Source organism: Desulfosarcina ovata subsp. ovata, from assembly GCF_009689005.1.
Taxonomy (GTDB): Bacteria; Desulfobacterota; Desulfobacteria; order Desulfobacterales; family Desulfosarcinaceae; genus Desulfosarcina; species Desulfosarcina ovata.
In genome coordinates, this window is record NZ_AP021879.1 from 1732620 (window position 1) to 1746255 (window position 13636).

Consider the following 13636-nt stretch of genomic DNA (forward strand, 5'->3'; position numbering starts at 1 on the left):
TTGGACGTGCGGACTATTTGATGCAAACCTTCCTGACTTCAAGCAGGTCGCAGTGCCCCTGAAAGATCTTATCGATACCGTCCTGTTTCAGGGTCGACATGCCGTCGTTGATGGCTTGGTCACGAATCTGTTCCATGGGGGCCTTGAGCTGGATCAGTTTTTTCATCTCATCGGTTCCCATGAGCAGTTCGTGGATGCCCATCCGGCCACGGTACCCACTGTTGCCGCACAGGTCACATCCCTCGGGTTTATATAGCTGCAGGTCATCCGTGTAGGGAATATCCAGATTGGCTTTGAACTCCTCTTCGCCGTACTCACGCACCAGTTCGTCGTACTCCTCCTTGCTGGGATGGTATTGCCGCTTGCAGGTTTTGCACAGGGTACGCACAAGGCGCTGGGCCATAATACACAGGATGGCATCAGCGAAGTTGAAGGGATCCATGCCCATGTCCAAAAGACGGGTAATGCTCTCCGGGGCGCTGTTGGTGTGCAGGGTGGAAAAAACCAGGTGACCGGTCAGGGAGGCCTCGATACCGATGGAGGTGGTCTCCTTGTCGCGCATTTCACCGACCATGATCACATCCGGGTCGGCGCGCAGGAAGGCCCGCATGGCAGCGGCAAAGTCAAATCCGATTTTGGGTTTGACCTGCACCTGTCGAAGGCCGCGCTGGGTGATTTCCACCGGGTCCTCGGCGGTCCAGATTTTGGTTTCGGTTTTATTGATAAAGCTAAGGGCCGAGTGCAGGGTAGTGGTTTTACCGGAACCGGTGGGGCCGCAGACAAAGATCAGGCCATACGGTTTGGTGACCACACTAATAAAATTCTTGTGGTTGCGCTTGGAAAAGCCCATCTTGTCCAGGGGGATGGGTTCGCCGGCAGCCAGGATACGCATGACCACATCCTCGAGACCACCCTGGGTGGGAATGGTGGCCACACGCAGTTCGATGTCTTTCCCACCGTACTTTTTAAATTTGATCTTGCCGTCCTGGGGAAGCCGCCTCTCTGCGATGTCCAGGTCGGACATGATCTTGATTCTGGAAACCACCGCATTCTTGTATGAAAAGGGGATGGTCTGATAAATCGTGCAGGCCCCGTCCACCCGGATCCGTACCTGGGTGTTCTGTTTTCCGGGATAGGGCTCGACATGGATATCCGAGGCATTGCGGTTGTATGCATCCAGAATAATCTTGTTGACCAGCTGGACAACGGCGCTGTCTTCATCACCGACACTGGACTCGGCCTCCTCCACCTCATCTGTTTCCACCTGGAGTTGGGAGAGGATGTCGTCGATTTCCGCCAGTTCCTTTTCGTCCTGGGTAAACAGCTTGATGAAATCGAGGATGTCCTGCCTGAGGCTGACGTAGAAAGTGACCGGCCGACCGGGAAAAAGGGCCTTGATTTCGTCTATTTTCTTCAGGTCGTAAGGGTTGTCGACGGCAATGACGACTTTGTTGTCCTCACTTTTCAGGGGCACCCAGATGTTATTGCGCATGAAGGGCACTTTTAAGCCCGCAATGAGGTCACCGGGGATGGGATAATTGGCGTTGTACTCGATAAAATTGGTCTTGAAGTATTTTTCCAGGGCGTTGCCGATCTCTTTTTTGGAAATCTTGAAATCCTTCATCAGAACGGCGGAAACCGGCTCTTTGCGTTTCGCTCCGTCGGCAATGGCCTTGGTCAGTTCCTTCTGGGTGAGCAAATGGTTTTCCAGAAGGTAGTCGTATTTGTTGGTGCGCGAGCCCCGGGCGGCAATGCGTTTCTGATTGTACAGAGCGGTGCCCATGATCTTGGAGAGTTCTTGGATGGCCTTTTCCTCGGCCGGTCCGAATTCACCATTGCCTTCGCGGTTGATCAGTTCCAGGGTGCCCATCAGGTATTTCTGATAGACGATGGGATGGGCCAAAATCTGTCGCGTCCGGTAGCCGGTACGGCGGTCCCAGCTGGAATCGAACTGGAGGCTGGGGTCAATGTCCGTCAGTTCGCCTTGATCGTAGGCATCCTTGATATTGACCAAACGCTGTTTGAGGGCAGCATAGCCGGCAATACTGGTCTGGGCCACGGGGATGCGAATCTCGGCCACCTCATTGCCGGATTTGAACCGTGACACCAGTTCCCGCTTGACGCCATCAACCACATACACGGTGATGCGATTGGCCCCGAACAATTCGCAGATGTCATCCTTGACATTAATCAGTGCCTCGCCCAGGTTGTTGGCCGAATTCAGCTGGTTGCCGAGGGCTTGGATTTTTATCTTGTACTCGCTTTCAGATAGCGTGTGTCGCTCTGCGTTACTGTCGACAGTCAAACTGGTTTCTGCATTGGCCATAATAACTTTTTACCTGCGTTTGATGGGTAAAAGACGCGTCTTGTGGGGTTTAAATAACGGAACCGCTTCAGATCACCTTAACGGATCGGAGACAGCCGTCTTATTTACGATATTGCCGGTAGAGTTTTTTACACCCGCCTCCGATCAGAAAGAGCCCCATAAAATAAAAACAGAATCGAATAAAACCGGAGGCACCGGCGAACCTGGGTATTTGCTCGATATTGGGCATCACCTGGGGAATCCGGTAAAAAACACCGAGTCCGGCAAGGATCAGGGCAACCGCCCAGATCACCTGTATCTGATTTACCTGTTTGTCGCCCATGGATGCACCTTAGGGCGATTTCTGTCAAAGAATATACCCGCCTGCTTGTCTTTTCATCCGTCTTCCGCGTTGGGCTTTTCCACACATAGCCCCACTATGCGTAAAAAAGCCCGCCTTGAATACGAATGAAAATCCTGCGCATTCTGGTATATTCTTATCCGCCAATCGCCTAAAAAGGTTAATCTTGTGGATCAAAGCTGGTACAGCCGCTCGCCATCAATCACATTGACGCCTTTGGACTGGAGCAACTGGACCGCCTCCTGGTCCTTTTCAAAACGAAAAATCATGATCGCATTATCACCGGAGGAACGCACAAAGGCATACATATACTCCACATTGAGGTCGGCATTATGCAGCATGGTCAGGATATCGTGAAGACCGCCGGGCCGATCAGCCACCTCCACGGCCACCACATTGGTTTTTCCCACGGTAAAGCCATTGTTTTTCAATGTCTGGCGAGCTTTTTCAGTATCATCAACAATCAGTCGCAACACACCGAAATCCGAAGTGTCGGCAAGTGCCAGGGCCCGGATATTCACTTTGGCTTCACTGAGAATCGACGTTACTTCCGAAAGCCGCCCGGATTTGTTTTCCAGAAATACGGAAATCTGTTCAACCTGCATATGTCTTCCTCCCATATAATCGGTCAATGGACCGGTGACTTGAGCGCTGGATAACCTTTTAAAATTTATCAGATCTGACGGTTGTCCACAACCCGTATGGCCTTGCCCTGGCTTCTTTCAATGGCTTTGGGTTCAACCAGTTTGACATTCGCGGAAACGCCGAGAAGTTCCTTGATGGTTTTGGTGATCCGCCGTTCCAGCTGCTGCAGTCCCTTGACCTCGTCGCTGAAACCTCGCTCGCCCACCTCTACCTTGACGGTCAGCACGTCCAGGTTGTCTTCTCGATCGACCACAAGCTGATAGTGGGGTTCCACCTCTTTAATCTCCATCAGCACGCTTTCTATCTGAGAGGGGAATACATTCACGCCGCGAATGATCAGCATATCGTCACTGCGTCCCGTCACCCGGTTCATCCGCACGTGGGTACGACCACAGACACACGGCTCGGGATTAAGTGAGGTGATATCCCGGGTGCGGTAGCGGATTACGGGGAAGGCCTCCTTGGTCAACGAGGTAAACACCAGTTCGCCGGTTTCGCCGTAAGGCAGCGGTTCAAGGGTTTTCGGGTCGACGATTTCGGCGATGAAGTGATCCTCAAAAACATGCAGCCCCTTCTTGGCTTCGTGGCACTCGATGGCCACTCCGGGCCCCATCACTTCACTGAGCCCGTAAATGTCGACGGCCGTGAGATTCAGCTTGCGTTCAAGTTCCTCGCGCATCTTCTCGGACCAGGGCTCGGCGCCGAAAATACCGAACTTGAACTTCAACGAAGCGAAGGACACGCCCATATCCTCCGCGATCTCTGCCAGATGAAGGGCGTAGGAGGGGGTTGAGGTAATAACGGTGGCACCAAAATCCTTCATGATAACCACTTGCCTTTTGGTATTGCCACCGGACACCGGAATCACCGACGCCCCCAATCGTTCAGCACCGTAATGCACGCCCAGGCCACCCGTAAAAAGGCCGTATCCGTATGCATTGTGGATGATATCACCGCGGCCTGCCCCCCCGGCGGAGAGAGCACGGGCCATCAGCGTAGACCAGGTACCCACGTCCCTGGCGGTGTAGCCGACCACGGTCGGCTGACCGGTGGTTCCGGAGGAGGCATGAATGCGCACCACATTGTCCATGGGAACGGCGAACATGTTGAAAGGATAATTATCCCGCAGGTCCTGTTTGGTCGTAAAAGGGACATATTTCAGGTCCTTCAGGGTTTTTATGTCGGCAGGTGTAATTCCGGCGGCTTTGAAGGTCTCACGATAAAAGGGGACACTGGCATAAACTCGCTGAAGAGTCGTCTGAAGCCGCCGAAGCTGAATGGATTCCAGCGCCTCACGGGGCATGGTTTCGTATTCGATGTCGTAAATCAAGAATCGTTCTCCTTTTTTCACCTGAATTGAAAATATCTGACTGCAAAAACTTGTCCGCCCGATCACTGACCAAACAAAAGGCCGTGAGGAACATCCCCGCGGCCTTTCTCCTCCAATAGCTACCAAAAACAGGCAGTTTCCAGCCTTTTGGGAACCATTCAAAAAAACCTACAGCGATCATATCCCGTTAGCCAAGCAGGGAGCCTTTGAATTCCGCTTTGCGCTTTTCAAGGAAGGCGCCGGTGCCCTCTTTGGCATCCGGACTGGCCATGCAGATCCCGAAGGCGTCGGCTTCGATCTGGAAACCGATGCCAATTTCAACGTTCATCCCGTTGTTGACCGATTTCTTGGCCTCGCGCAGTGACACCTTGCCCTTCTTGGCAATTCCCTTGGCCGTCTTGTAGGTTTCTTCCATCAGCTTGTCCTTGGGAAAAACCCGGTTGACCAGACCGATCTTCTCGGCTTCCGGAGCCTTCACCATGGCACCGGTAAAAATCATCTCTTTGGCTCGGTTGATGCCGATCAGCCGCGCCAGTCGCTGGGTGCCACCGAATCCGGGGATGATTCCCAGCGTAATTTCCGGCAGGCCGAACGTAGCCGTTTCAGCGGCGTAGATAAAGTCACTGGCCAGGGCAATTTCGCTTCCTCCGCCCAGAGCAAAACCGTTAACCGCCGCGATCACCGGGATGGATAGGTCCTGTAGACGACTGAAAATCAACTGCCCTTTTCGCGAAAAGAGTTTTCCCTGGAGGGTGTTGAAGGTGGCCAATTCGGAAATATCGGCGCCGGCCACGAAAGACTTTTCTCCGGCACCGGTCAGAACCAGCACCCGGACCTGCTCATCGGCTTCAATTTCGTCCAGCGCTGACGCCAGCTCGTCCAGCAGTTGGCCGTTAATGGCGTTAAGGGCCTTGGGACGGTTAAACGTAATGGTGGCGACACCGTCGGTCACGTCAAAAATAATGTTCTCGTAAGCCATGTTTCTCTCTCCTCCTGCACGTTTCGGGTTAAGGCGATTTTATCCCTGCCTGTTTCTCGCTGTCGGCGGTTGAACAAAGGCAGTGGGAAGGGTATCTTTGATATATTGGCGAATACCGCGAATAATGCCGTCACACAGGGCTTCCTGATACTTGGCACTGGTCAGGCGCTTGCATTCCCGGGGGTTGGAAATAAAGGAGGTCTCAACCAGGATGGCCGGCATCTGAGCCCCCAGAAGAACGTAGAACGGCGCCTGCTTGACACCTTTACTACGAATATCACTGTACCCCCTCTTTTTCAGATGCAGGCACATCTCTTCCTGTACCATAGCCGCCAGGCGGCTGGATTCATTGATTTTGGCATTCTGCATCAGATCATTGAGGATCGACTCGAGATCGCTGATATTTTTCGCCGAGGTGGCGTTTTCCCGGGCAGCCACCCGAATGGCGTCATCGTCCGTGGCCAGGTTGAGAAAAAATGTCTCAATCCCGTAAACCCGATGATCCCTGACGGCATTGGTATGGATGGAAACGAACAGATCGGCGTTCTGGGTATTGGCGATCGCCGTCCGCTCCTCCAGGGTCAGGTAGCGATCGGTGGTACGGGTGAGAATCGCGTCACACTTGAGTTCGCGCTCCACCTTGCGGGCCAGCCGTTTTGCGATTTCAAGAACCACGTGCTTTTCATGCACGCCTTTGCGATATCCGGGAGCGCCATAATCTTTGCCGCCATGGCCCGGGTCGATGATGATGCGGCTGACGCCAAGGGCAAATTGCCGGGCGATGGCGCCGGGGGGCAACTTGCCGTTAGCAGGCGGCAAGGGGGCAGCATACGGTTTTCCGACGGTTTTGCCCGTTTCCATCCCCCATACGTCCAGGACGATGCGAAATGGATTTTTCAGGGAAAAAATCTTGTAGTTTTTAAATGACTTGATATCAACGACGATTCTGACCGACTCGGGGGTGTACTGTCCTGCCCGCGCATCACTGAGCAGTTCATCGTTAATGGGGATGAATTTCTTGATATCCTTTCCCAACCGGCTGTTGCTCAGATCGATATAGAGCCGCTGCGGTTTTTTAATGGAAGGATCCTTTTTCAGCAGTCGATGGGTAAAACGGGTCTCCTGGTCCGCATCGACCACAATACGCGTATAACTGGGATTGGACCAGAAACGCAGGCCCTGCACCGTTACCCGGCCCGTTCCCACGGGTCCTTTTTGCGGGGTGAGGCCTGACGACGCGGCGCCTGACCGGTTGATCATCGCGGCCAGCGGATCCGTCTGATCCACGGCTGACGCCACTGCCACCGGAACCGCCGTCGGTTTCAGTTCACCGGCGGCCTTGCCAGCAAACGGGCTGCCGGGAAACTCCCGCTGAACCCGTCTGAAATAGTCATCGGCCGTATCCCGGTCGGCAGATCGATGGGAGGCGCCGGCCAATCCCCGGTAAACAACGGCGACCATGTAAAGGGCCTCGGCAGCATGGGGCCCCCGGGGATCGGTGCGGTGGGCCGTCTGGAACCGATCGATGCAGCGCTGCCACTGATCCCGGTATTTTTTGCGGGTGCCACTGGATAGCAAATCGTTGTAGGCCGCATGGGCTTTTTTCAAATGGCGTCCAGCTGCCACAGTTTCGGGTGGTGTTGCCGGCTTCCCCAGCGCCTTCAATTGCGTTTGTGATTTGGGGGTATAGCGACTGTCGGGAAATTGCCGGATGATCCGCTGAAACACATCCACTGCTTCGCTTTGGTCTGCGGCAAGGTAGGAGCGTTTGTGCAGTTCCAGATACAACAGTCCGGCTCTGTACAGTCCGGCGGCCGCCCAGGGGCCGGACGGATCCAGCCGGGCTACGCCTTTGAACTTTTCAATGCATGCCAGCCATTTGTCTCGATATTTCTGATGGCGCGGGTTCTTTTTAAGGGCTGTATAGGCCTTTTCGGCATGATAGAATTGCTCTTTGGGCGTCATGGCCCAGGACAGCGGCGCACAAACCATCCCTGCGAGAAGTGCGGCCAGCATTAGCAGGGTCACTGCCGCATATGTTGGTTTGTCGGCAAACTCATGCATATCGATATCGTTTCGTGTCAGTAGACGACTAACTGGGCCTGGTTTTGCAGCTCATTCAATGTATTCAGGGCATCAATGGGGGTCATGCGCCCAAGGTCGAGCATCTGCAGGGTCTCTACCACTTTTCGTTCGACCGGACTGAACAGGCCGAGCTGTACGTGCCCGTCACCTTTTTTGCCACCGCTCCGGGTCGGTTTTTTTTCGCCGACCTGGGGATGCGCCCCGGATTCGATCTGGGCCAAAATCTTCTTTGAGCGGCGAATCACCGATTCCGGGATTCCCGCCAGACGGGCCACCTGAATGCCGTAGCTGCGGTTGGTACCGCCTGCGACCAGTTTTCTCAGAAAAATGATTTCGTCGTTCCACTCTTTGACGGCAATGTTGTAATTTTTCACCCGCTCGAGTTGCTCAGCCAGTTCGGTCAATTCATGGTAGTGGGTGGCGAAAAGGGTGCGCGTTCCGTTTCCGTTCAGGTCGTGCAGGTGCTCGGCCACGGCCCAGGCAATGCTCAGCCCGTCATAGGTCGAAGTCCCCCGGCCAATCTCATCCAGAATCACCAGGCTGTTTGCAGTAGCGTTGTTGACGATATTGGCCGTCTCCTGCATCTCCACCATGAAGGTGCTCTGGCCGGCGGAAAGATTATCCAGGGCCCCCACCCGGGTAAAAATGCGGTCGGTCAAAGCGATATTGGCCGATGCCGCCGGCACGAAGCTGCCCATCTGGGCCATGATGGTAATCAGGGCCACCTGGCGAAGCACCGTGGATTTGCCGGCCATGTTGGGGCCCGTGATAATCAGCACCTGATTGGCCTGATTGTCCAGAAGAATGGAGTTGGGGACAAACCGTTCGCCGGTAATCAGCTTCTCCACCACCGGATGACGCCCCTCCTGGATATCCAAAACGCCCTCGGAATTGATTTGCGGTTGGCAGTAGCCGTTATTATGGGCCACTTCGGCAAATGCAACCAGGCAATCAACGCGCGCGATGAATCGGGCGATGGCCTGAACCTTGGCATGCCGGGCCTTGGCCTGATCCCTGACCTCGATAAAGAGACGCAATTCCAGACTGGCGCGCTGATCCTCTGCATTGAGCACCCGGGATTCAAAGTGCTTCAAATCGTCGGTGATATAGCGTTCGGCATTGACCAGGGTCTGTTTGCGCACGTAGTGATCGGGCACCGATTCGCTGTGTGCGCGCGGAATTTCGATATAATAGCCGAAAACCTTGTTGAAACGCACCTTGAGTGAATTGATGCCCGTTGTGCTGCGCTCTTTGGCTTCCAATTCGGCCAGCCAACCCTTGCCATCCTGGCTGATGCGGATCAGTTCGTCCAGTTCGTCATTGTATCCGGTGCAGATCATGCCCCCCTCGGAGGTGACCGGCGGGGCATCCTCGCGAATGGCCTGATCGATCAGATCGGCCAGTTCATCAAGGGGTCGGGTATCCTCATGGCAGGCATAATGATCCGACGTCAATTCGGTCAGGGCGGCGAAGACCGCTTTGAGTGCCCGGATGGAAAGTTTCAATGCCGTCAGGTCCCGGGCATTGCCGTGCCCCATGGCGATTTTGCTGCCCAGCCGCTCCAGATCCCGTACCGATTTGAGGGCCTGGCGAAGATCCTTTCGTGCCTGCATCCGCTCCACGCCTTCGGCCACCGCCGCATAGCGTCTCTGGATGCGTGCCGCATCGAGCATCGGATAACGCAACCATTGCGCCATCAGCCGCCCCCCCATGGCCGTGACCGTCTGGTCCAGGATGTCCAGAAGCGTCCCCTGGCGGCCGCCCGTACGGATACTGCGCAGCAGTTCCAGGTTCCGGCAGCTCTGATCGTCAACGACCAGGAAGGCCCCCAAAAAATAGGTTTGAATGCCATGCAGGTGTTCAAGCTTCTGGCGCTGGGTTTCGGTGACGTAATGCACCAGTGCGCCAGCGGCCCCGATCCCGGCTTTCATGGATTCACAACCGAATCCTTCAAGGGAAAGGGTCTCGAATTGATCCATAAGCCGCTGCCGGCCGGCACCCCATTCAAACGTGGCATCCTCCAGCACGGTGATGGCGAAGTTGAGCGGGTTGTCCCTCAGCACGGTGAACGCCGCATCCTCCTCGAGGGATACGGGCATCAGGATCTCGCGGGGGGCCACCCGCATCATTTCGTCGACAATGGCCGCGACATCAGCGGTTTCGGTCAACCGGAAAGTCCCCGTGGAAATATCCAGGCTGGCCAGCCCGGTGACCTGCTGATGCCGCGAGAAGGCCAGCACAAAATTATTGGCCCTGGCATCCAGCAGTTCGTCTTCGACGATCATCCCCGGGGTCACCACGCGGACCACTTCGCGCTTGACCAGGCCCTTGGCGGCCTTGGGGTCCTCCACCTGATCGCAGATGGCCACCTTATGACCCTTTTCGATCAACCGGGCGATGTAGCCCTGGGCGGCCCGATAGGGTACACCGCACATGGGTACCGCGGCGTCGTTGTTTTTGTTGCGGGACGTGAGGGTGATTTCCAATGCACCCGAGGCGACTTTGGCGTCCTCGAAAAACATCTCATAGAAATCGCCCATGCGGTAAAAAAGCAGGACGTCGGGATACCGCTCCTTAATGGAGAGGTATTGCTGCATCATAGGGGTCGATTTGACAGGGGCCATCAATCAGTCAGTCAGTAACGGCACGATCCGGATTATTTCACTTCGGCAGCCACCACTATGTCATCATCCGTAACAGGAGCGGCGGTAACCGTGTCGGGCGCGGGTTCGGCAGCCGCCGTCTGGCTGCGGAGCTGCTGTTCCAACGTGGCCACGGTTTCCACCAGGCTGGCCTCCTTGGCTTTGAGAGCCTTGATGATTTTGGCGTCTTTGAAGTGTTTGAACAGGCTGAGAAAGTAGGTCAGCAGAATCCCCAGCAGAAAAAAAGCCACAAAAAAGATGGCATTGGCCAGAAACGGGGTTTCATAGAAAAAAAAGCCCAGATTGAGCACCAAATGGCTCTCGGACATAAAAAATCCGCGGTTTTGGTAGATGATCAGCCCGACAAAACCGAAGACGACTATCCAGAAGGCGATTTTCACCTTTTTCATTGACTGTTTCTCCCTCACCTCGTTCGCGTTGTGGTTGGGTTCAAGATCTTGCAGGGAATGGCGGCCTTTATTTTGAAGCGTCCCTCAACGTCCTTAAAATCCTTGGATTATCGAGCATATCTATCCTTTTCCACCCGAAAACTCAACCTTTTTTTCGGTTCAGGGGAACCAGTTCGATCGATCCCCAGGCCCCCATCTGACGGCCAACAACCACGACAATACCAAGGATATCCCCCATCCCGCGGCCCGACTGGATGGCGCCGTCGATATCCCCGGGGCGTTGAATCCGGTTGCCGATGGCGGTGGCCGCCGCATCGGCCAGGGCACTGGACCGGGCGACCACACAGACGGCATCGGCAACACCGCGGGAGAGGGAGTGGCCCACCGTCCCCGAGGAGGTGCAGAGCCCCAGCCCATCGCCGGTATCCGGAATTTTCAGCCCCATCTTCATGCTCAGGGGCGAGGCGCCCGCAAAAATCCCGGCCACCAGCGGCGCATCGCTCTTCACAAAGAGATCTCCGCCATTTTCAACAACGATCCGGGAAGTTGCCTCCAGCAACCCGCGACCGACAGATTCGGCGATGGCCCCGGCCACAGCCGCCATGGGGCCGACCCCGGCAGCCTGGCCGGCGTGAATCATCTGACGGACCACCAGGGGGGCCGGCGACACATTCGGCCAGGGGACCAGCGTGGTGGCAAATTCCGGGTAACGCCGGATGTATCCGGCAATCTGCCCCCGGCAGTCCAACACGTGTTCACGGGCCTCATCGGCCAGAGGTCGCTCGGCCTGAATCAACAGGTCGGTCTGTTCGCACACCACCCGAAAGGCCACCAGGCCGGTGGTGTGGACCCGTTCCCGATAGGTTCGTTTCCGATAGCTCTCCGGTAAGGGTGCCCGTCCACGCGACGGTTTGGCCGGTTTGCTACCCATGTTTAGATTTGGACGACCGGCCGCAGATGCGCTGGGAACCGATTCAGGAAATAGCTGTCGGTCATGCCAGCAATGTAGTCTCGCACGATCTCCGGATGACTGTGGTCCTCGACATAATCGTCCGACATGTCCGCCAGAAAACCGGAAAAGATGTCCGATTCCCGGTTGCCGGTCGTGAGGTCTTCAAGATAGGTGTCAAACAACATGCCAAACAGTTTTTTGATGGTCGCCGAATGCACCTTGTTTTTTGGATTGGTGTAGATCCGATTCAGGTTAAAGGTCTTGAGGTTTTTCAGCGCATCGGAAATCCCGGGGCTGAAGGCGATAAACCGGTTGGCATAAGAGTTCTGGATAATGTCGGTCACCAGGCGGTAGACAATGGTGCCATTGGAATTGCCCAAAATACGAACGATGGATGCCGGGATCTCTCCCCGTTTCAGCAGGCCGAGGCGGATGGCGTCTTCCAGATCCCGGCCGATATAGGCGATGGTGTCGGCCATGCGCACGACGCACCCCTCGGTGGTCATGGGCACCAGGGCCAGGGCCGGGTTGGCCTTTTTGGTACTGATCTCCGCCTCAAAGGTGGAAAAGGTCTTGTCGGGTTGAGGCGTCAGCAGACGGTTATGGATCTCGCCGTCGTGGCAGAGAATGCCATCCAAGGTCTGCAGGCACAGGTTCCAGCCCTGCCCTTTTCGCTCCACCCGGTCGAGGAACTGGATGCTCTGGACGTTGTGCAAAAAGTTTCCGATGCCGGCTTTCAGGCACAACTCGGACAGGTAGCGTTCGCCTTCATGACCGAACGGCGTGTGACCGATGTCGTGACCCAGCGCGATGGCTTCGATCAAATCCTCGTTAAGTCTTAAAAAACGCCCGATGGTGCGACCGATCTTGGAAACCAACTGCACATGCAGAACGCGGTGAGTGATGTGATCATTGGCGATCAGGGAAAAAACCTGGGTTTTGTCGTTGTAACGGGTATAGGCACGGCTGTGCAGGATGCGGTCAGCATCCAGGGAGAAGGCCTGCCGGTAGCCGGCCGCCGAATCGAAGATCGGATGACGGCGTATCCCGGCGTTGCTGAATGTGGCGGCCGATGAAAAGATGGTCCGTTCACGCCGGTTCAGGTCCGCCTTCAACCGGTCCAGGACCGGCTGGGTTGTGACATCTTCAGATTTCTCCATTGTCAATCAGCTGCTCCATCAACGCAAAATAGTCGATACCGGCTGCCCGAAACCCCTCCCGGCCATATTTCATATTGGCCTCCAGGAGGGTGTATTGTCCGTCATGGCAGCAGATGTCCAATCCAACGTCGTCCCACCGGCACACGGTGGCCGTCTCGAGGGCCAGGTCCAGGGCGGCCTGGGGGACCGGGTCGAGACTGACCCGCCCGCCCCGGGCCACATTGGTGCGAAATTCTCCCGCACTGGCGATGCGCCAGTAGGCGTGCACCACCCGCCCGCCGATCACCACCGCGCGGATATCCCGGTCCATGGGCAGGAACTCCTGGATATAGACCACATGCCGGTCACGGGTGTAAGCATCCAGTTCGGCATCGTTGCGGATCAGGAACACACCCCGCCCCATGGCGGACCCCCGCGGCTCCTTGGCGATCAGCGGAAGTGAAAAATAGTCCCGTATCCGGCCCCGCTGCCGTTTCCCGAAGAAAACGCGTGTACGAAGATGGGGCAAGCCGGCCAGTTGAAACAGGGCGCTTTGTTTGATCTTGTCCTGAACACACTTGTAGGTATGGTAGCTGGGAAAGGTGGCTTTGCCCAACGTATCGAACAGTTCCGCGTAAAACGCCGTGGGGTAATAAATTTTATCGGCGCTGCGGATCAGGTGCCTCTCCTGTTCACCGTAATCACAGAAATTGGGATGCACCCCGATGGTAAGGACATTGCGGCAGGCACGCAACCGCGCCTCCAGGGCCAAAACCTGCCGCGCCACG

11 protein-coding genes are annotated in these 13636 nt (G+C 55.8%); all 11 read right to left on the reverse strand.

Annotated features, from left to right (window positions below):
- Window positions 1-13: 13 nt before the first annotated feature.
- A complete protein-coding gene (locus GN112_RS07805) occupies window positions 14-2326 on the reverse strand; it encodes a GspE/PulE family protein (protein WP_155309695.1) in 2313 nt (770 codons plus the stop codon).
- Window positions 2327-2426: 100 nt separating this feature from the next.
- Window positions 2427-2648 (reverse strand): hypothetical protein, encoded by a 222-nt coding sequence (locus tag GN112_RS07810; protein ID WP_155309696.1) that lies wholly within the window; start codon window positions 2646-2648, stop codon window positions 2427-2429.
- 191 nt (window positions 2649-2839) lie between these two features.
- Complete coding sequence (locus GN112_RS07815; RefSeq protein ID WP_155309697.1) at window positions 2840-3271, reverse strand: ACT domain-containing protein; 432 nt, start codon at window positions 3269-3271, stop codon at window positions 2840-2842.
- Between the two features lie 68 nt (window positions 3272-3339).
- A complete protein-coding gene (locus GN112_RS07820) occupies window positions 3340-4614 on the reverse strand; it encodes a phenylacetate--CoA ligase family protein (protein ID WP_155314166.1) in 1275 nt (424 codons plus the stop codon).
- 214 nt (window positions 4615-4828) lie between these two features.
- The gene (locus tag GN112_RS07825; protein ID WP_155309698.1) at window positions 4829-5620 is read right to left on the reverse strand and encodes an enoyl-CoA hydratase/isomerase family protein; all 792 of its coding nucleotides are present in this window, start codon (window positions 5618-5620) and stop codon (window positions 4829-4831) included.
- Between the two features lie 39 nt (window positions 5621-5659).
- Window positions 5660-7684, reverse strand: coding sequence for an N-acetylmuramoyl-L-alanine amidase (locus GN112_RS07830; RefSeq protein ID WP_155309699.1), 2025 nt, complete (start codon window positions 7682-7684; stop codon window positions 5660-5662).
- A 17-nt stretch (window positions 7685-7701) separates the two neighbouring features.
- Complete coding sequence (mutS, locus tag GN112_RS07835) at window positions 7702-10329, reverse strand: DNA mismatch repair protein MutS (protein ID WP_155309700.1); 2628 nt, start codon at window positions 10327-10329, stop codon at window positions 7702-7704.
- A gap of 32 nt (window positions 10330-10361) precedes the next feature.
- Window positions 10362-10757: a hypothetical protein gene (locus GN112_RS07840; protein ID WP_155309701.1), complete on the reverse strand. Its 396-nt coding sequence runs from the start codon at window positions 10755-10757 to the stop codon at window positions 10362-10364.
- A 142-nt stretch (window positions 10758-10899) separates the two neighbouring features.
- Window positions 10900-11688: a UPF0280 family protein gene (locus GN112_RS07845; RefSeq protein WP_231714038.1), complete on the reverse strand. Its 789-nt coding sequence runs from the start codon at window positions 11686-11688 to the stop codon at window positions 10900-10902.
- A gap of 2 nt (window positions 11689-11690) precedes the next feature.
- Entirely contained in the window at window positions 11691-12869 is a 1179-nt protein-coding gene (locus tag GN112_RS07850; protein WP_155309702.1) for a deoxyguanosinetriphosphate triphosphohydrolase family protein, read from the reverse strand.
- Window positions 12856-13635 carry an ATP-grasp domain-containing protein gene (locus tag GN112_RS07855; protein ID WP_155309703.1) on the reverse strand — a complete coding sequence of 260 codons (780 nt, stop codon included), beginning with the start codon at window positions 13633-13635 and terminating at the stop codon, window positions 12856-12858. The genes GN112_RS07850 and GN112_RS07855 overlap by 14 nt, the downstream gene beginning before the upstream one ends.
- Between the last annotated feature and the right edge of the window lies 1 nt (window position 13636).

Bases quoted from the DNA above. Each gene is read 5' to 3' on its own strand.
- GN112_RS07805 (WP_155309695.1), bottom strand. From the start codon at position 2,326: ATGGCCAATGCAGAAACCAGTTTGACTGTCGACAGTAACGCAGAGCGA.
- GN112_RS07810 (WP_155309696.1), bottom strand. From the start codon at position 2,648: ATGGGCGACAAACAGGTAAATCAGATACAGGTGATCTGGGCGGTTGCC.
- GN112_RS07815 (WP_155309697.1), bottom strand. From the start codon at position 3,271: ATGCAGGTTGAACAGATTTCCGTATTTCTGGAAAACAAATCCGGGCGG.
- GN112_RS07820 (WP_155314166.1), bottom strand. From the start codon at position 4,614: ATGCCCCGTGAGGCGCTGGAATCCATTCAGCTTCGGCGGCTTCAGACG.
- GN112_RS07825 (WP_155309698.1), bottom strand. From the start codon at position 5,620: ATGGCTTACGAGAACATTATTTTTGACGTGACCGACGGTGTCGCCACC.
- GN112_RS07830 (WP_155309699.1), bottom strand. From the start codon at position 7,684: ATGCATGAGTTTGCCGACAAACCAACATATGCGGCAGTGACCCTGCTA.
- mutS (WP_155309700.1), bottom strand. From the start codon at position 10,329: ATGGCCCCTGTCAAATCGACCCCTATGATGCAGCAATACCTCTCCATT.
- GN112_RS07840 (WP_155309701.1), bottom strand. From the start codon at position 10,757: ATGAAAAAGGTGAAAATCGCCTTCTGGATAGTCGTCTTCGGTTTTGTC.
- GN112_RS07845 (WP_231714038.1), bottom strand. From the start codon at position 11,688: ATGGGTAGCAAACCGGCCAAACCGTCGCGTGGACGGGCACCCTTACCG.
- GN112_RS07850 (WP_155309702.1), bottom strand. From the start codon at position 12,869: ATGGAGAAATCTGAAGATGTCACAACCCAGCCGGTCCTGGACCGGTTG.